General features: G+C 72.0%; 18 protein-coding genes and 1 pseudogene. 10 read left to right on the forward strand and 9 right to left on the reverse strand.

The genetic code is table 11. From position 1 onward, the window contains the following. Window positions 1–196: 196 nt before the first annotated feature. Window positions 197–777: pseudogene (locus tag AB0E77_RS07755) on the reverse strand (serine hydrolase domain-containing protein); the annotation flags it as partial. Window positions 778–1,027: 250 nt separating this feature from the next. Between AB0E77_RS07755 and AB0E77_RS07760 the strand changes: the two are divergent. Further along, on the forward strand, window positions 1,028–1,591 hold the full coding sequence (locus tag AB0E77_RS07760; protein WP_361567058.1) for an HD domain-containing protein: 564 nt from the start codon (window positions 1,028–1,030) through the stop codon (window positions 1,589–1,591). On the opposite strand, the gene AB0E77_RS07765 is transcribed toward AB0E77_RS07760, so the two are convergent. Continuing rightward, window positions 1,579–2,046, reverse strand: a complete 468-nt coding sequence (locus AB0E77_RS07765; protein WP_361567061.1) for an NUDIX domain-containing protein — start codon at window positions 2,044–2,046, stop codon at window positions 1,579–1,581. The genes AB0E77_RS07760 and AB0E77_RS07765 overlap by 13 nt on opposite strands. Continuing rightward, on the reverse strand, window positions 2,033–2,806 hold the full coding sequence (locus tag AB0E77_RS07770; RefSeq protein WP_361567064.1) for an XRE family transcriptional regulator: 774 nt from the start codon (window positions 2,804–2,806) through the stop codon (window positions 2,033–2,035). The genes AB0E77_RS07765 and AB0E77_RS07770 overlap by 14 nt, the downstream gene beginning before the upstream one ends. 98 nt (window positions 2,807–2,904) lie before the next feature. On the opposite strand from AB0E77_RS07770, the gene AB0E77_RS07775 reads away from it, so the two are divergent. The 5 genes from AB0E77_RS07775 (at window position 2,905) to AB0E77_RS07795 (ending at window position 6,418) form a co-directional block, all read left to right on the forward strand. Continuing rightward, window positions 2,905–3,639 (forward strand): haloacid dehalogenase-like hydrolase, encoded by a 735-nt coding sequence (locus tag AB0E77_RS07775; RefSeq protein ID WP_361567066.1) that lies wholly within the window; start codon window positions 2,905–2,907, stop codon window positions 3,637–3,639. 63 nt (window positions 3,640–3,702) lie between these two features. Further along, window positions 3,703–4,605: a radical SAM protein gene (locus tag AB0E77_RS07780; RefSeq protein WP_361567069.1), complete on the forward strand. Its 903-nt coding sequence runs from the start codon at window positions 3,703–3,705 to the stop codon at window positions 4,603–4,605. A 61-nt stretch (window positions 4,606–4,666) separates the two neighbouring features. After that, the gene (locus AB0E77_RS07785) at window positions 4,667–5,239 is read left to right on the forward strand and encodes a hypothetical protein (protein WP_361567072.1); all 573 of its coding nucleotides are present in this window, start codon (window positions 4,667–4,669) and stop codon (window positions 5,237–5,239) included. After that, a complete protein-coding gene (locus AB0E77_RS07790; protein ID WP_361567075.1) occupies window positions 5,157–5,819 on the forward strand; it encodes a class I SAM-dependent methyltransferase in 663 nt (220 codons plus the stop codon). Before AB0E77_RS07785 ends, AB0E77_RS07790 begins: the two co-directional genes overlap by 83 nt. Before the next feature lie 11 nt (window positions 5,820–5,830). Continuing rightward, the gene (locus tag AB0E77_RS07795) at window positions 5,831–6,418 is read left to right on the forward strand and encodes a class IV adenylate cyclase (protein ID WP_361567078.1); all 588 of its coding nucleotides are present in this window, start codon (window positions 5,831–5,833) and stop codon (window positions 6,416–6,418) included. 506 nt (window positions 6,419–6,924) lie between these two features. Here AB0E77_RS07795 and AB0E77_RS07800 read toward each other — a convergent pair. The 3 genes from AB0E77_RS07800 to AB0E77_RS07810 form a co-directional block, all read right to left on the reverse strand. Continuing rightward, window positions 6,925–7,377 (reverse strand): SRPBCC domain-containing protein, encoded by a 453-nt coding sequence (locus AB0E77_RS07800; RefSeq protein WP_361567080.1) that lies wholly within the window; start codon window positions 7,375–7,377, stop codon window positions 6,925–6,927. Window positions 7,378–7,517: 140 nt separating this feature from the next. Next, window positions 7,518–8,534, reverse strand: coding sequence for an SEC-C domain-containing protein (locus AB0E77_RS07805; RefSeq protein WP_361567083.1), 1,017 nt, complete (start codon window positions 8,532–8,534; stop codon window positions 7,518–7,520). A 48-nt stretch (window positions 8,535–8,582) separates the two neighbouring features. Next, entirely contained in the window at window positions 8,583–9,026 is a 444-nt protein-coding gene (locus tag AB0E77_RS07810) for a DUF3592 domain-containing protein (RefSeq protein WP_361567085.1), read from the reverse strand. 174 nt (window positions 9,027–9,200) lie between these two features. Here AB0E77_RS07810 and AB0E77_RS07815 point away from each other — a divergent pair, with 174 nt between their 5' ends. From AB0E77_RS07815 to AB0E77_RS07825, 3 genes are all read left to right on the forward strand, one after another. Then, window positions 9,201–9,512 carry a DUF6412 domain-containing protein gene (locus AB0E77_RS07815; protein WP_361567088.1) on the forward strand — a complete coding sequence of 104 codons (312 nt, stop codon included), beginning with the start codon at window positions 9,201–9,203 and terminating at the stop codon, window positions 9,510–9,512. A gap of 130 nt (window positions 9,513–9,642) precedes the next feature. Continuing rightward, window positions 9,643–10,362, forward strand: coding sequence for a YidC/Oxa1 family membrane protein insertase (locus AB0E77_RS07820; RefSeq protein WP_361567091.1), 720 nt, complete (start codon window positions 9,643–9,645; stop codon window positions 10,360–10,362). 181 nt (window positions 10,363–10,543) lie between these two features. Then, the gene (locus AB0E77_RS07825) at window positions 10,544–11,401 is read left to right on the forward strand and encodes a fumarylacetoacetate hydrolase family protein (RefSeq protein WP_361567093.1); all 858 of its coding nucleotides are present in this window, start codon (window positions 10,544–10,546) and stop codon (window positions 11,399–11,401) included. A 97-nt stretch (window positions 11,402–11,498) separates the two neighbouring features. Here the strand turns inward: AB0E77_RS07825 and AB0E77_RS07830 are convergent, their stop codons facing one another. The 3 genes from AB0E77_RS07830 to AB0E77_RS07840 all read right to left on the reverse strand — a co-directional run bounded on the left by AB0E77_RS07830 (window position 11,499) and on the right by AB0E77_RS07840 (window position 14,031). Further along, complete coding sequence (locus tag AB0E77_RS07830; protein ID WP_361567096.1) at window positions 11,499–12,371, reverse strand: LLM class F420-dependent oxidoreductase; 873 nt, start codon at window positions 12,369–12,371, stop codon at window positions 11,499–11,501. A gap of 104 nt (window positions 12,372–12,475) precedes the next feature. Then, on the reverse strand, window positions 12,476–12,955 hold the full coding sequence (locus AB0E77_RS07835) for a heme-degrading domain-containing protein (protein ID WP_361567098.1): 480 nt from the start codon (window positions 12,953–12,955) through the stop codon (window positions 12,476–12,478). Then, window positions 12,952–14,031 (reverse strand): Gfo/Idh/MocA family oxidoreductase, encoded by a 1,080-nt coding sequence (locus tag AB0E77_RS07840; protein WP_361567101.1) that lies wholly within the window; start codon window positions 14,029–14,031, stop codon window positions 12,952–12,954. The genes AB0E77_RS07835 and AB0E77_RS07840 overlap by 4 nt, the downstream gene beginning before the upstream one ends. On the opposite strand from AB0E77_RS07840, the gene AB0E77_RS07845 reads away from it, so the two are divergent. Then, the gene (locus AB0E77_RS07845; protein WP_361567104.1) at window positions 14,030–15,496 is read left to right on the forward strand and encodes an ROK family transcriptional regulator; all 1,467 of its coding nucleotides are present in this window, start codon (window positions 14,030–14,032) and stop codon (window positions 15,494–15,496) included. The genes AB0E77_RS07840 and AB0E77_RS07845 overlap by 2 nt on opposite strands. The last annotated feature ends 662 nt before the right edge of the window (window positions 15,497–16,158 follow it).

Here is a 16,158-nt window from a genome sequence, read left to right on the forward strand (position 1 = left end):
CAGGACCCCCCTCGGCTACACGTCGATGTGTCCCAGTTCTAACAGGAGGAACTGACAAGCGAGGCACTCGACTGTGGGCGGCGTACATTTCGGCGGCCGGTTCCCGAGGAAACGCGGTTCCCGGCGTCCCCCGTCCCGGGTGGCCACGCGGATGCCGAGGAATCACCGCGGTCTCACCGCCAGGGACGCCGGCCCGCTACGCGAGAGCCTCGCGCACCGTCTCGACCAGGGAGGACGCACGCACATCGTCGATGCCCCCGACGATGTTGTTCATCGCGTACCCGAGGGCGACACCATGCTCCGGGTCGGCGAAGGCGAGCGACCCTCCTCGGCCTGTGTGGCCGAATGAGCTCGGCCCCAGCATCGGGTTGCTCCCGGTGGGCAGCATGTACCCGGCGCTGAAGCGGCTGGGGATCAGCATGACCTGATCTTTCCCATCGGCCTGTTCCTCGGTCGCCGACGCCAGGACGGCCGAGGAGAGCAGGCGCACGCCGTCCACCTCGCCGACAGCGCGGCGTACATGCGGGCAAGCGCGCGGGCCGTACCGATGCCGTTGGAGGCCGGGAGCTCCGCGGCCTGTACCTCCGGTGAGTCGAAGTCGATCGCGCCTGGGTCGGTGACCGCGTAGGCCCGGTTGCTGAATGAGTTCGGGTCCCGCCAGGCGGCGACCTGTTCGCGGACTTCTTCGGGGACCGACTCGGCGGGCAAGGTGGTGAGGTCGACGTCCGGCCGCTGGTACGCCATGCGGCTGACTCGGTTGCGTTTGCCGGCGGGCAGGCTGGCCATCTTGACAGTGTTGTGCTGCCCTTCTCCGACCTCGGAGTGCGCACGCCCACTTGCGTCAAGTCGCGAAGCGCGGCGGGCGTCGGCGGCGGCGCGGGTGATCCGCAGAGCACCGATGCAGTAACTCTGCCCTGCGGAGAGCGGGTCGGCGTAGACCACCATCACACTCCGTGTGAACCCGTTCGTCGCTGGGCGTGGGGCCAGAAGGGCATGGGAGACGAGCCTGACGGGCATCAAGTCGCCAATGGACGAGGTAATGCCGGATTGGGCAGGGCGCATTGCGGAGGCGGAGCTCCGTGAGCTGCTGCCTCGACGATGGCTGCACAGCCAGGGAGTGGCTGGAAGAGCGGAGGAACTAGGGTGCCTCCTGCGTACGGACGCTGAACTGCTGACCGCAGCCGCCATCCTGCACGATGTGGGTTACGCGCCTCGCTTGGCCCTCACCGGGTTTCATCCGCTCGACGGAGCACGCTTTCTTCGGGACGAACACGGGGCCGGTGAGCGGCTGACCCGACTGGTGGCGAACCATTCGTTCGCGCTTTTGGAGGCGGAGGAACGCGGCTTGAGAGAAGCGCTGGCTACGGAGTTTCCCTTGTCGGACGATCCGCTGCTTGTGGACGCTCTTGTCTACTGCGACATGACGACAACGCCGGACGGCAGCCGGACCACAGCGCGGGAGCGGGTCGCGGAGATCGTCGGCCGTTACGGTGCCGACAGCGTGGTCGGGCGGTTCATCCGGCGGGCTGCGCCTGAGATCTTCTCCTCGGTCGGGAGGATCGAGGCCGCACTGGCGGATCAGCCGAGGTGAGGATAGGTGCCGGACAAGTAGTCCCCGATCTGCTGGCGCATGCTCGGGTGGATGTCGTACTGGTCCAGGTCGGCCGGCTGGACGAAGCGGACTCCGTCGGCTTCGTCGTTGATCGTGGGCTCGCCGCCGACGGGACGGCCGATGTAGGTGTTCTCGTACTGCTGGCGGATCTCGCCGTCGCTGTAGGCGACGATGTGGTTCGGGTTGGTGTAGACGCCGAGAAAGCCGGTGATCTCCGCGATGATGCCGGTCTCCTCCAGGCACTCGCGGACCGCGCACTGGGCCGCCGTCTCGCCGATGTCCTGGGCTCCGCCGGGGAGTGCCCACTGTCCGGTATCGCGGCGGCGCTGGAGGAGGATGGCACCTGTCTCGTCGGCGACGAGCAGGTTGCTGGCCGGGATGAGAGCGTTCGCCTTCGGGGCCTTCGGGTCGTTGTAGTACTCAGTCCTGCCCATGGTCGGCGGTCCTCTCCTGGTCGGGTACCCATGGCCGTGCGGCGGCCCAGACGGCGTCGAAACTCTGAGCGTAGTTGTCGAACCACGCCTCGCCGTCGGCTCTCTTGAGGTGGAGGAGGGGGTTGGCGCTGGCCGGCTGCCCCCAGATGTGGGGATTGACGAGGAGGTCGTCGTCGTAGCGGAACATGGACGTGTAGAGCGTGGTGTCATGCAGACGCACCGCGCACCCGGCCTCGCCCAGCAGGGGGCGGTAGTACGTCAGCGAGGCGCGGATCTTGGCGGCGAGTGTGTCGCCGATTCCCTCTTCGCGGCCCCGGACGGCGACCGCCTGTCCGTCGGGGTCGCCGAAGCACAGGCGAACCCGGACGCCCTCGGCGGCGCGTGCAGAGAGCATCTTGGCGACGTGCGGGTTGGACTGTGCGAAGAACGTACCCGAGAAGACGAGGACGCTGATCTCCTGCCGGGCCTCCCGCAGCAGCGAGAGCCATACGTCCCGCGGCACGCTGGCTCGGTTCTGGTAGGTGCCGACCAGTTCGGTGCCTAATCCGTCGCGAGGCGGACCGGGCCGTTTGGAGGGCGTCGGCCAGAGGAAGGTCTCCTCCACGCGCAGGTGACCGGCCACCCGAAAGCGATGCCGCGCGTGAGGAACCCGTCCTCCCAGCCACCGGCTCACCGTCTTGGGGTCGACCTCGCAGATCTCCGCGAGCGCATCGGGCGAGACCCCTCGTTGGGCGAGCACGGTATGCAGTCGGTCGTTCACAGAAACCATGCAAGCGGTGCAATGCGTGATCGCGCAAGGACGTTGTGGGACGTTGTCGCGGAATCACAGTGTCACCGGCTGCTGCTTACGCTGGCGTCATGGAGCTCATCGTCCTGTGGGACATCGACCACACCCTCATCGAGAACGCGGGGGTGAGCAAGGAGATCTACACCGCCGCCTTTTCGGCGCTGGCGGGGCGCGAGCCGACAGGGCCGGCACGTACCGACGGGCGTACGGATCGATTGATCATGCGCGACATGTTCGTTCGGGATGGACTGCCCGTACCCGACTGGCCCGGCATCGAGGCCGCCCTCGAACGGGCAGGGCGTGAACGCCTGGACTCTCTGCGCTCGCGCGGATGCGCCTTGCCAGGAGCCCATGAAGCACTGAAGGCCGCCTCGGCACGGAGGGGCTGGGTCTCCTCTGTCCTGACCGGCAACATCGCGGCCAACGCCCGTGTGAAGCTCTCCGCGTTCGGCCTCGACTCCTTGCTGGACCTGCCGGTGGGCGCCTACGGAGCGGACGCCGATCTCCGGCCCGACCTGGTCGCGGTCGCCCGCGAGCGAGTGCGGCGGCTTCGTTGCGTCCCGGTCGACACGCCCATCGTCCTGGTCGGGGACACCCCTCGCGATGTGGAGGCTGCCCTGGCCACGGGGTGCGGGATCGTCGCCGTCGCCTCCGGTCTGCACGATCGCGCGGAACTCGCAGCGGCCGGCGCCCCCGAGGTCCTGCCTGACCTGGCAGACACCCAGCGCCTTCTAATCGTCCTGGAGTCGTTCGCAGGCGACGGAAAACGTCCCAGGACGTCCTCGGGCCGTCCCCGAACGCGGTGACGAGGTCCCCGGGCAGAAAGCCACGATCGGGTTCCCGAAAGGCAGCCAGCCGAAGGAGCCCAAGTGATCAGGGAAGTCACCGGGATCAGGAAGATCCGGATGCTGTACCTGCAGCTGCTCTACCGCTGCAACTTCACGTGCCTGCATTGCTTCCACGGCAAGCGGCTGCAGTACGCGGACACCTTCACCGCCGACGAAGCCGCTTGCCTCCTCACCCTGATGCGCGACGAGTACGGCACGGAGGAGGTCACCCTGCTCGGTGGGGAGCCCTTCGTCCACCGGGATCTCCCGCAGGTCGTCCGCCACGCCAAGGAAGAACTGGGCCAGCGCGTCGAGATCTGCACCAACGGGTACCGGATCGAGCGCCGCCTGACTGAGATCGCACCGCACCTGGACCTCCTCAGGGTGTCCCTGGAGGGCGTCGGATCCACCAACGACGGCATCCGCAGGCACGGCAGTTACCAGAGCGCCCTCAACGCACTGAGCCTGGCACGGGACCTCGGAGTTCCGACCGGCGCGACCATGACCGTGACCTCACGGAACATCGGTGAGGTACTCCCCCTCGCCGGCATCCTGGCCCGACTCGGGGTCCAGCAACTCAAGCTCCACCACCTGCGGCCCGTAGGCAATGCAGCCGACCACCCCGAACTGCTGGTCATCAGCCCGGCGGCCTACGGCCGGCTCCGCGAACAGCTCGCGGCGGCCGACCTGCCCCTGGAGGTGATCGTCGACGAGGACCTCTCCGAGCGCGGCGCCCCGCAGCTCTGCGCCCCGACCGGCGGGCCCCGCGAGATCGACCGCATCGAGGCCGACCCGCGTGGCGCTCTGACCATGTCCTGCAAGGCTGTGGGCAAGGACTCTCACGCCTTCTGGTACGAGAAGAGCGTCGGCCGCATTGTCCATCAGCCCTCGGCCACGGACGAGCTCACGCTCGCGGTGCCGGACGTGGTGTACGCCCATGCCTGACCACCCGCGCTTCGAGAGCCTGGAGGGCTTGCGGGGCACCGGCAAGTCGACCATCGCCCCCATGCTCGCCGCCGCCCGACAAGCTGTGCTCGTCCCCACCGTGCCCGCCCTGTACCAGCCCCTCAGGGCGGCCGTGGACCAGCGGACCAACGTCGACGCGCGGATGTGCCTCTACCTCTCCGCGCTGTTCACCGCGGCCGAGGAAATCCAGAGCCACCTCGACGCCGGCGTCCCCGTGGTCGTCGAGAGCTACTTCGCCCGGTGTCTCGCCACCCACCAGGCCATGGGGGCTCGGCTCGGCGTCACGCTGCCGCACCGGCTCCCGACACCCGTCACGTACTGCCTCGTCTGCGGCGACGACGAACGCCGGCGCCGTCTGGCGGCTCGGGACAAGCCAGCGACGCAGTGGGACGCACTGATCGAAACCGTCCCGGACCAGGTGATCGACGCCTACGCCTCGTTCCCGATGCGGCGCGTCGACACCACGGGGCGCAGCCCCGAAGAGGTCCTCCGTGTGATCACAGAAACCGACGGGCAAGGAGCGAACTCCCATGCAGACTCAGAGCCTGTGGGAGCACACCCTCACTTTCTTCCCTCAGTTCCTCGGCACACTGCGCGAGCGTGTCGCCCCTGACGCCACTGTCGCGGTCGTCGGCGCGAGCGACGGAAAGTTCGTCCTGCCGTTGGCCGCCGCCGGCTACCACGTCGTCGCCATCGAACGCGACGCGCTCGCCCTGCACGGAGGCGAGGTACGCCTTCCGGGTGACAGCGAGGCCCACGCGATGGGCCTGATCGAACGGCTGAAGCTCGAAGAACTCCATTCCCGTGTCCACGTGGTTGAGGACGACTTCCTCGAGGGCAAGCCCCTGGGCGTGCAGTGCGAGGCAGTCTGGACGAGCTGCTCATGGCACTACAGTGCCAACCACCACCGCCCGCTCGCCGAGTTCGTCGACCGCATGCAACGCCTGGTCCGCCCGGGCGGTGTGTTCGGTGCGGAGTTCATGATGCCCGTCGAAAGACGCCACCACATGACCGAGCACTACACCTCTCCCGAGCGCCTGCTCCCTCACTTCATCGGTGACTGGGAAATCCTGCTCACCCTGCGTACGAACGAGTTCACGGAACGGGCCCACGTCGGCCAGCCGAACGACCACACCCACCGCATGGGCCTGCTCATGGCAGCCCGAACGTCCCCCTTTACCGATCACTTCTGAGAGAAGGACACATGAAGCACGAGTACGAGGCGAAGTTCCTGGCCGTCGACGCCGCCGGTCTTCAGGCCAAGCTGGCCGCCCTCGGAGCCGTCCAGGCGTTCCCCCGCACGCTTCTCACGCGCAAGATCTTCGAGAGCGACTCCCTCGACGGCGGGGCCTGGGTCCGGCTCCGGGACGAGGGCACTCGGTCGACGCTCACGCTCAAGCAGGTCACGGACGCCACGACGATCGAGGGCACCAAGGAGATCGAGACCGAAGTCGCCGACCTGCACGCCATGGCCGACATCCTGCGTCGGGTCGGCCTCACCGAGGTGCGCTACCAGGAGAACTACCGGGAGGAGTGGCGCCTGGGCGAGGTCGCCTTCGACTTCGACACCTGGCCCGACCTCCCCACCTTCCTGGAGATCGAGGGGCCCGACGAGGCATCGGTCCGGCAGGCCGCCGCGCTGCTGGACCTCGACTACTCCGAGGCCCGCTTCGGCAGCGTCGACGAGATCTACAAGAGTGAGGCCGGCCGCGACATCCTCTCCGAGCCCACGCTCCTGTTCTCAGACACCGAGAAGCAGGAGGGCTCTTTCTCGGCGGTGCGAGACCATTGATCGACAGGGCGGACAAGCCATGCTCACGGAAGCCGTCTTACGGCACCGGGTCATCCCCGGGGTAGCCGACTTCGCACGCGGCGGACTGCCTGCCCCGGCAACCACGGACGACGCCAACGAGTGGGTCGACGGGGCCTGCTGGCTCTACTGCGGACAGTGGTGGACTCGCGTCTTGTGGATCGGCCCCGCGAGTGTCGCGGGCGCCCAAGCGCCGATGTACGCCTGCGGGCCCTGCATCCGCACGCTCCAGGAGCGGGTCTGGCAATCGCTCCTCAGCCGGGACGAGCCGACTCGCCCCGTGCGGCCGAGTGATCCCAGCGCAGATGGACCGTCCTCCGACCAGCGACCTGGCAGGCACCAGGGCCAGCGCAGATCCCTCCGCCGCGGTTGAGTCCCCGTCCTGGTCACATAAGCACCTACGGGCTCCCTGCGGTATGAGTCCGTGACCAGGGCGGGCCTTCGGTGTGCCGTCGCCGCGGCCGGGGCTTCGGGGCGAGGGGGACCGCTCAGGCCCGGGTCCCCTCCGCCAGGTGTCCCTCCAGCCCGTCCAGCAGCATCCCGCTGCCCTGCTCCGCCATGTCCCGTTCCTCCGCCGTGTCGCAGGTCTGGCGCAGGACGATCTCCGTGCGGTCCGGGCCCTGTGCCGTGAGGTCCAGGCTCATCGTCACCTGGTCCGCGCGGCCGGGGACGTCCATGCCGAGGACGAGGTGGCCGGGCTCGGCGACCTCCACGTAGGAGCCGGTCAGCGGGAAGGCGGCGCCGTCGGGGGTGAGCATCGTGGCCTTCCAGGCGCCGCCCGGGCGTGCGTCCATCTCGACGGAGCCGGGGACGGCGTGGGCCCACCGCGTGTACTGCTCGGGGGTGGTCCACGCCTGCCAGACCCGGGCCACGGGGGCGTTCAGGGTGCGGGTCAGGGCGTAGGAGAAGCCGTCGGCCGCGGAGGTCCGGTCGGTGCTCATGTGCTGACTCCCTTGTCTGGGCCCGCACGCCTCGCGTGAGGTGCCGTGGTCGCTCGCACATGGGTAGACGTCCGCGGGCCTCGGGACTCATCGGTCCGCGGGGAACCGATCCGTACGCCGCCGCCCAGGTGGAGGTCCCCTCAGGCCCCCGCCCCGTGGCACTCCCCGTACGCCCGTCCCGACCCGCACCAGCACTCCGCGCCCCGCTGCGGCGGCCACGCCAGCGCGCGGCCCCGGGCCGCAAGGGTCGTCGCGTACTGCGGCAGCAGCGTCGCGTCGGACGGGGACGCGCCCTCCGAGGCCGCGAACGCCTCGTAGGACGGGACCGTGCCCGGGACGACGCCCAGGTTCGGGGTGCCGGAGGCGGCGAGTTCGCGCAGGGCCGCCTCTATCGTCGTCAGGTGCTCCTCGTAGGAGGGGTACTCCTCGGACAGCGACGGGTACGCCTCCAGCAGCTCCGCCAGTTCCTCCGCCGGCCAGTGCAGCACGGCCACGGGGAAGGGGCGGGACAGGGCCTCCCGGTACGCGCCCAGCTCGGCCCGCAGGCGGGAGATCTCCGCCTCCAGGTCGGCCGGGTCGTCCGAGCCGAGGGACCAGACGCGCTTGGGGTCGTGCAGCTCGTCCAGGGACACCGGCATCGAGTGCAGGGTGTCCGCCAGGCGGTCCCAGTCGTCGTGGGGCGCGCCCAGCATGCGGCGCACCCGGTGACGCCCGTACAGGAGCGGATGCGTGGAGTACGGCGGCTCGGCCACGTCCGTCAGGAGCAGGCGGGCGCCCTCCGTGAACGTCTCCTGGGCCGCCTCCAGCTCGTCGTGGGACTCCAGGGCCTCGGCCACGATCACCCAGGGGGCCGGATCGCGCGGAGCCGTCGTGCGGACGCCCTCGATGATCGCCCTGGCCTCCGCCTCGTGGCCGTACTCCCACAGGTTCGACGCCTTGAGGGCGCGGACCAGGGACGGGTTCTCCAGGCCGTCCGGCGAGGACAGCAGGCGGTCGTAGAGCTTGGTCGCGGAGGGGCGGTCGCCGGACAGTTCCAGGTGGGCCGCGGCGCGCACCAGAAGCGCCTCGGCGTCCTCCGGGTACAGGCCGGCGGTCCGCTCCAGGCGGGCGGCTTCGGCGGTGTGGTCGACGTTTTCGGCAGGCGTGTCGGGGCGCATGGGTGACACCGTACTGCCGAGAGGTGACGAAGGTCAGGGCCCCGCAGGTCAGAAGCGGTACCGGCTCCCCGGGGGCAGCAGGGTCGCGATGCGGACCAGGACCGCCGTCAGCGTCCCGGCCCACAGCAGTACGCCGAGGCACATGCCGAGCACCGCCGTCCGGTAGCGGTCCGGCGCGTCCAGGACCACGCTCTCGGGGGCGCCGGGGAGATGGCGCAGGTGGACGCGGGTGCCCTCGGTGATCCGGTGGGCGTCCGCCGTGTGGGGGAGGGGGTACTCGTGCTCGGTGCCGTGGTCGTCGGTCCAGCGGACCACCAGGTGCAGCGTCGGGTACGAGCCCTCACGGGACGCGACGTGGTCGGTCACCACGCCTTGGGTACGACGTCCCAGGCTGCGCGTCACGTGCTCGGTGAACGCGATCCTGGCCTCGACGGCCGTGAGGGCGAGCCCGGCGAGGAAGGGTATGAGGGCCAGGAACCAGTAGGCAGTCATGGACGCAGAGCCTATGGCGGCCTCCGGCGGGGCGGGGCGGCGACCGTCCCCGGCGGGCGGATCGCCCCGCCCTGTCCGACGGGTCCGCGCCCGGCCCCCGCGCAACCCGTGGGGGCCGTACGTCGTCCTGTTGTATAACTGGGGCAAACGCGCGTACGAGAGGAGGAGCCGCTGATGACCCGAGGCCGGGCCGTCCCGCGTCCCCTCCTCGTGCTGCTGCTGGTGCTCCTGCCCGTCGCGCTCGTCGACGTCGGCAGCCTCTCCGCCACCGTCGCGCTCGCCGCGACCGCCGCGGCCGGCTCCGCGCTCGCCGTCTGCGCCGTCATCGCCGCGCGCTGCGTGCCCGTCGTGCCGCCCACCCGGGTGCGCACGGCCATCAGGGACCGGGACCGGCGTACGGCCTTCCTGCCGCAACGCGATCCCGACGCCGCCGGACGCCGCAGGCCCCGGGCACCCGGACACGCCCTCCCGGCGACCGCCGCGTAGGGCATCCCTTCACCTCGCAAGGCCCGATGCTCCCGCGCGGGTCGTCATGCCGCAACACCCCGATCACCGGTCACCCGCACCGGTCGTCGATCGCACCGGCACGACGAGACCCCCGGAGGGCTCCTCACCCATGTCCGTTTTCGCCAGCCTGGTCGAGCACCTGGCCGACCTGCTCCAGCCGCTGTTCGGCGCCTCCGCCGCGGCCGCCGCCATCGTCCTGTTCACCGCCCTCGTACGCCTCCTCCTCCACCCACTGTCGCGGGCCGCGGCGCGCGGGCAGAAGGCGCGCACCGAGCTCCAGCCGAGGATCGCCGAGCTGCGCCGCAAGCACGCCAGGAACCCGGAGAAGCTGCAGAAGGCCGTCCTGGAGCTGCACGCCGAGGAGAAGGTGTCGCCGCTGTCGGGCTGCCTGCCGAGCCTCTGCCAGCTCCCCGCGTTCTTCCTCCTCTACCACCTCTTCTCCAACGGATCGATCGGCGGCGAGGCGGGCGGCCTGCTCTCCCACCGGCTGCTCGCCGCGCCGCTCGGCGGGCGGTGGGCCGACGCGCTCGGGGACGGCGGGCCCTTCGGCGGCGCCGGGCTCGTGTACGCGGGGCTGTTCGTGCTGGTCGCCTCTGTCGCCGCCTTCAGCTACCGGCTCACCCGGCGTCGGACGGCCGGCCAGCCGGTGCTGCCCGCCGCGGGCGGCGGGGGAGAGCAGGTGCCGGGGCTGGGGGCGATCACCAAGGTCATGCCGTTCATGTCCTTCTTCACGCTCGTCACCGTCGCCGTCGTGCCGCTGGCCGCCGCCCTCTACATCGTCACCAGCACGACCTGGAGCGCCGTCGAACGGGCCGTGCTGTACCGGTGAGGCGGGCGGCGGCGACCGGTGAGGCGACCGCCTGCCCGTGGCTACGGTCCAGTACGTGAACGGGGTATTGCGGAGTGGAACCCGACCTTGGACGATCGAACAAGTCCACCGATGGCTGCGCACTGCCGCAACCAGGTCGCACCTCATCGGGCGGGCGCCCGCGAATGAGGAGTTGGGGATCATGAAGCTGCTGCGAGTCGGTACGGCGGGGTCCGAGCGGCCCGCGCTGCTCGACGCCGACGGGACCCTGCGTGACCTGTCGGGCGTGGTGACGGACATCGACGGCGACCTGCTCGCCGACGACGCGGCGCTCGACCGGGTACGGGCCGCCGCCGGCGCCGGTGAGCTGCCCGTCCTGGACGGCACGGGGCTGCGCGTCGGACCGCCCGTGGGGCGTATCGGCAAGGTCGTGTGCATCGGGCTCAACTACTTCGACCACGCCCGCGAGACCGGCGCCGAGCCGCCCGCCGAGCCGGTCGTCTTCCTCAAGGCGCCGGACACGGTCGTCGGGCCGGACGACACCGTCCTCGTGCCGCGCGGGTCCGTCAAGACCGACTGGGAGGTGGAGCTGGCGGTCGTGATCGGGCGTACGGCCCGCTACCTGGACTCGGCCGAGGAAGGGCTCGCCTGCGTCGCCGGGTACGCGGTCGCGCACGACGTGTCCGAGCGCGAGTTCCAGATCGAGCGGGGCGGGACCTGGGACAAGGGCAAGAACTGCGAGACGTTCAACCCGCTCGGCCCCTGGCTCGTGACCGCCGACGAGGTGCCCGACCCGCAGCGGCTGCCGCTGCGGCTGTGGGTGAACGGGGAGCTGAAGCAGGACGGCACGACCGCCGAGCAGATCTTCCCGGTGGGGGAAGTCGTGCGGTACGTCAGCCGGTTCATGGTGCTGCGCCCCGGTGACGTGATCAACACCGGGACGCCGGCGGGCGTGGCGATGGGGCAGCCGGAGCCGAAGCCGTATCTGCGGGCGGGAGATGTGGTCGAGCTGGAGATCGAGGGCCTGGGGCGTCAGCGGCAGGAGCTGAAGGACGCGTAGGCGCTCCGCTGGGGGCGGGGGACTTCGGTGCGTTGTCGGCCGCGGGCCGAGTGTGGCTGGTTGCGCAGTCCCCGCGCCCCTTCAGGGCGCGTTCCGCTCACGCCAGTAGTGCGGCGAGCCTGCGCCAGCCTTCCCTCGGGGCCGGCGTCGTGTCCGGCTCCACCACCTGGAGGGCCACGTGGTCCGCGCCCGCGTCGTGGAAGGCCGTGATGCGGGTGCGGATCGTGTCCTCGTCGCCCCAGGCGAAGACCGCGTCGATCAGGCGGTCGCTGCCGCCGTCCGCGAGGTCGGCCTCGGTGAAGCCGAGCCGCAGGAAGTTCTGGGTGTAGTTCGGGAACCGCAGGTACATGGCGAGGTAGGCGCGGGCCGTCGCGCGGGCGCCGGACGGGTCGGCGTCGAGGACGACCTTGAGCTCCGGCGCCAGCAGCGGGGCAGCGCCGAGGATCTCGCGGGCCTGCGCGGTGTGCTCGGGGGTGACCAGGTACGGGATCGCGCCCGCCGCCCGGTCCCGGGACAGCTCCAGCATCTTCGGGCCGAGCGCGGCCAGCACCCGGTGACCGGAGCGCATCCCGGCCTTGTCCAGCTCGTCCAGGTAGCCGACCATCGTCGAGTACGGGCGGCTGTACCCCTCGACGCGCGGGCCGTGGCTGACCCCGAGGCCGAGCACGAAGCGGCCGGGGTGGGCCACCTCCAGCTCGGCGAAGGCCGCCGCGGCGGCGGAGGCCTCGTGCTCCCAGATGCTCTGGATGCTGGTGCCGACGACGATCCGCGAGGTCGCCTCGAGCAGCGGGGCGGCGTGCGCGGCGGAGCTGTTGCCGCCCAGCCACAGGGCGCCGAAGCCGAGCTGCTCCAACTCGGTGGCAGCCTCGGCGCGTTCACCCCGGCCCTCCGGGTCCTCGGCGCGCAGGTGCGGGCTCCAGATCCCGTACCGTCCGACGGATTCCTTCAGTGTGGCGCTCGCGTCGTTCATCGGTTCCGATCCCTCCGGTGGGCACGTGATCGTCTCGTCCGGCGTCGTACGTCGCGTGCCAACCGGAGGGACCCGGAGATGATTCCCGGTGGCGGCCGATCGGGCTACTCGCCCAGGAAGCGCTCCAGCGCCTCCACCACCAGCCGGTGGTCCTCCAGCTGCGGCAGACCGGACACCGTCACCGCGCCGATCACCCCCACGCCCTCCACGGTGACGGGGAAGGAACCGCCGTGCGCCGCGTACATGTCCGGGTCGAGCCGCGAGGAGTCCTCGAACGTCGTGCCCTTGGCCCGGAAACGGGCGCCCACCAGGTACGACGCGGAGCCGTACCGCTCCACCACCCGGCGCTTGCGGGTGATCCAGGCGTCGTTGTCGGGGGTCGAGCCGGGCAGGGCCGCGTGGAAGAGCTGCTGGCCGGCCCGGTGGATGTCGACGGCCACCGGCGCCCGGCGCTCCCGGGCCAGCTCGACCAGGAGCGAGCCCAGCGCCCACGCGTCGTCGTGGGTGAACCGGCGGAAGACCAGGCGGCGTTCCTGCGCCTCCAGCTCCTCCACCGTCGGGACGGGGGTCTGCTGGCCGGTCACAGGGACACCACCACTTGGTCGCGGGCCGAACGGCGGGCCGCCTCCAGGACGTCCAGGGCGGCGGCCGCCTCCCGGACGCCGACCGGGTTGGCGCCCTGACCCCGCAGCGCCTTCGCCACCGCCGCGTAGTAGGCGGGGTAATCGCCGGGAACGGTCGCCTCCACGCGTCCGCCGCCGCTCAGCGGGGACTCGCCGGAGCCCACGCGGCCCCACAGCGACTCGGCCTCCTCGCCCCAGCCGGGGCCCGGACGCTTGCCCTCGCGCAGCGCGGCCTCCTGCGGATCCAGGCCGTACTTGACGTAACCCGCCTGCGAGCCCAGCACCCGGAAACGGGGGCCGAGCTGGGCGGCGGTGGCGGAGACGTACAGGTGCGAGCGGACGCCGTTCGCGTGCGTGATCGCGATGAACGTGTCGTCGTCCGCCTCGGCGCCGGCGCGCCGCACGACCGACTCGGCGTACACCTGCGCGGCCGGGCCGAACAGCACGAGCGCCTGGTCGACGACGTGGCTGCCGAGGTCGTAGAGCAGACCGCCGATCTCCGCCGGGTCGCCCGACTCGCGCCAGCCGCCCTTGGGCTTCGGCCGCCAGCGCTCGAAGCGCGACTCGAAGCGCCACACGTCGCCGAGCGCGCCCTCGTCCAGCAGCCCCCGCAAGGTGAGGAAGTCGTTGTCCCAGCGGCGGTTCTGGAAGACGGAGAGCAGCAGGCCGCGCTCCTCCGCCAGCGCCGCCAGCTCGCGGGCCTCGGCCGCCGTGCCCGCGACCGGCTTGTCCACGACGACCGGCAGACCGGCCTGAAGGGCGCGCCGGGCGAGCGGTACGTGGGTCTTGTTCGGGGACGCGACGACGATCAGGTCCAGCTCGGCGGCCCGGTCGAACAGCTCGTCCGGCGTGGCGACGGTCCGCACGTCCGGGAACTCGTCGTGGGCCTGCCGCTGCCGGTCCGGGTTCGAGGTGACCACCGTGTCCAGGGCCAGGCCCTCGGTGGCGGCGATCAGCGGGGCGTGGAAGACGGAGCCCGCGAGGCCGTAGCCGACGAGACCGACGCGCAGCGGGGTGCCGGGAGGAGTACCAGTCATGCGTCCACTTTCGCAACGCTGTTGCCAAAGTGCAAGCGCGGGGGACAATGGGGGCGTGAACAGGGCTGACGGCGAGGGAACGGGCGACGGGGCGCGCGGTGGCGGTGACGGTGGCGGGGGTGTGCGCGGGGGCGGTGGCGTGCGGACCTCGGCGGGCGGGGCGAATCTGCTCGCCCTGCGCAGTCACAACACCGCCCTCGTCCTCGACCTGCTGCGCACCGCCGGCGCGGAGGGCATAAGCCGCCTCGAAATCGCCGAGCGCACCGGGCTCACCCCGCAGGCGGTCAGCAAGATCACCGCCCGGCTGCGGGCGGAGGGCCTCGCCGCCGAGGCCGGGCGCCGCGCGTCCACGGGCGGCAAGCCGCGCACGGTACTGCGGCTGGTGCCGGAGGCGGGGCACGCGGTGGGCGTGCACCTGGACCGGGACGAGCTGCGGGCCGTGCTGGTCGACCTCGTGGGGACGGTCGTGGCGGAGCGGCGGTCCCCGCTGGACCTGGGCGCGGGGGCGGCGACCGTGCTGGAGGGGGTGGCACGGGCGGCGGGCGAGCTGGTCGGCGAGGCACTGGGAGTGCGGGGCGGTCCTGACGGGGCCGGTGCCCGGGAGGCGCCAGGAGACCTGGGGATGCCCGGCGCGCCGGGTGCGCCGGCTGTGCCGGGGGCCCCGGGTGGTCCGGTCGGGCCGGGTGTGCCGGGAGACCCGGGCGGGCGGAACGGTCCCGGTGTGCCGGGAGACCCGGGAGGGCCGAACGGTCCGGGTGGCCGTCTCGCCGATGCCCCCACGCTGCTCGGTCTGGGGGTCGCGCTCCCCGGGCCGCTCGACCACGTCCGGGGAGTGCTGCACCGGGTCACCGGCTTCCCGGAGTGGGACGGCTTCCCGCTGCGGGACGCGCTGGCCCGGCGACTGGGGGTGCCCGTCGTCGTCGACAAGGACACCAACGCGGCGGCCCTGGGGCTGGCCGTCGGGGGCGAGGGCGGCGAACGGGGCGGTGAGAGCGGGTCCTTCGCCTATCTGCACCTCGGTACAGGGCTCGGCGCCGGCCTCGTCTTCGGCGGCGGCGTGCACCGGGGGGCCCGCACCGGCGCCGGGGAGTTCGGGCACCAGGTCGTCCAGCTGGACGGGCCGCCCTGCACCTGCGGCGGGCGCGGCTGCATCGAGGCCCTCTGCCTGGGCGCCGTCGCCCGCGGCGACCTCGGGGAGGCGGCGCGGGTCCTGGGCGCGGGCGCCGCCAACCTCGCCGGGCTGCTGGACATCGACCTGGTCCTGCTCGGCGGCCGTACCGTCGCCGCCGCGCCCGACGTGTTCGTCTCCGGAGTCGGCGCCGTCCTCGACGGCCGGGCCCGGCGCGAGGGCGGGCGTGCGGGTGCCGTGCCGGTGCGGATCGCGCCCGGCGGGACGCGCGGGGTCGCCCGGGGCGCGGCCCAACTGCTGCTCGCGCCGCTGTTCGGGCGGGGCGACGTCCCCTGAACCGGCCGACCGGCCCCGTTCACGACCCGGCGAACGGGCCCGTCACGACCCGGCCCGGGCCCCGGTGCTGACCCGGCTGGCCCCGGTCCGACCTCGCCGGCGGGCCTGCCCCGACCTGGCCGGGGGGCCTGCCCTGACCTGGCCGACTGGCCATGCCCGACGTGGCCGACTGACCATGCCCGACCTGGCCGGTGGGTTTGCCTCGACTTGGCCGGCGGTCCACCCCCCGATTTCGCCGGTGGGCCTGCCTCGATCTCGCCGACGGTCCCCCCGGACCCGGCCGGCGGGCCTGCCCCGACGTGGCCGACTGGCCATGCCCGACTTGGCCGGCGGACCATCCCCCGACCCGACCCGACCCGACCCGACCCGACCCGACCCGACCCGACCCGACCCGACCCGACCCGACCCGACCCGACCCGACCCGACCCGACCGGCGGACCATCCCCGACTTGGCCAGCGGTCCATCCCCGACGTGGCCGACTTGCCATGCCCGACCTGGCCGGTGGGTTTGCCTCGACTTGGCCGGCGGTCCACCCCCCCCGATCTCGCCGGTGGGCCTGCCTCGATCTCGCCGACGGTCCCCCCGGACCCCGCCGGCGGTCCACCCCCGACCCCGCCGAGGGGCCTGCCCCGACCTCGCCGGCGGGCCTGCCCCGACCCCG

Origin of the sequence: Streptomyces sp. NPDC032940, assembly GCF_040636935.1 — a bacterium.
Taxonomy (GTDB): domain Bacteria; phylum Actinomycetota; class Actinomycetes; order Streptomycetales; family Streptomycetaceae; genus Streptomyces.

What these genes read in the sequence shown, in the direction of transcription:
- AB0E77_RS07820 (WP_361567091.1), top strand. Translation starts at nt 9,643, where the DNA reads ATGTCCGTTTTCGCCAGCCTGGTCGAGCACCTGGCCGACCTGCTCCAG.
- AB0E77_RS07760 (WP_361567058.1), top strand. Translation starts at nt 1,028, where the DNA reads ATGGACGAGGTAATGCCGGATTGGGCAGGGCGCATTGCGGAGGCGGAG.
- AB0E77_RS07810 (WP_361567085.1), bottom strand. Translation starts at nt 9,026, where the DNA reads ATGACTGCCTACTGGTTCCTGGCCCTCATACCCTTCCTCGCCGGGCTC.
- AB0E77_RS07785 (WP_361567072.1), top strand. Translation starts at nt 4,667, where the DNA reads ATGCTCGCCGCCGCCCGACAAGCTGTGCTCGTCCCCACCGTGCCCGCC.
- AB0E77_RS07800 (WP_361567080.1), bottom strand. Translation starts at nt 7,377, where the DNA reads ATGAGCACCGACCGGACCTCCGCGGCCGACGGCTTCTCCTACGCCCTG.
- AB0E77_RS07795 (WP_361567078.1), top strand. Translation starts at nt 5,831, where the DNA reads ATGAAGCACGAGTACGAGGCGAAGTTCCTGGCCGTCGACGCCGCCGGT.
- AB0E77_RS07825 (WP_361567093.1), top strand. Translation starts at nt 10,544, where the DNA reads ATGAAGCTGCTGCGAGTCGGTACGGCGGGGTCCGAGCGGCCCGCGCTG.
- AB0E77_RS07815 (WP_361567088.1), top strand. Translation starts at nt 9,201, where the DNA reads ATGACCCGAGGCCGGGCCGTCCCGCGTCCCCTCCTCGTGCTGCTGCTG.
- AB0E77_RS07790 (WP_361567075.1), top strand. Translation starts at nt 5,157, where the DNA reads ATGCAGACTCAGAGCCTGTGGGAGCACACCCTCACTTTCTTCCCTCAG.
- AB0E77_RS07840 (WP_361567101.1), bottom strand. Translation starts at nt 14,031, where the DNA reads ATGACTGGTACTCCTCCCGGCACCCCGCTGCGCGTCGGTCTCGTCGGC.
- AB0E77_RS07805 (WP_361567083.1), bottom strand. Translation starts at nt 8,534, where the DNA reads ATGCGCCCCGACACGCCTGCCGAAAACGTCGACCACACCGCCGAAGCC.
- AB0E77_RS07845 (WP_361567104.1), top strand. Translation starts at nt 14,030, where the DNA reads ATGCGTCCACTTTCGCAACGCTGTTGCCAAAGTGCAAGCGCGGGGGAC.
- AB0E77_RS07775 (WP_361567066.1), top strand. Translation starts at nt 2,905, where the DNA reads ATGGAGCTCATCGTCCTGTGGGACATCGACCACACCCTCATCGAGAAC.
- AB0E77_RS07830 (WP_361567096.1), bottom strand. Translation starts at nt 12,371, where the DNA reads ATGAACGACGCGAGCGCCACACTGAAGGAATCCGTCGGACGGTACGGG.
- AB0E77_RS07765 (WP_361567061.1), bottom strand. Translation starts at nt 2,046, where the DNA reads ATGGGCAGGACTGAGTACTACAACGACCCGAAGGCCCCGAAGGCGAAC.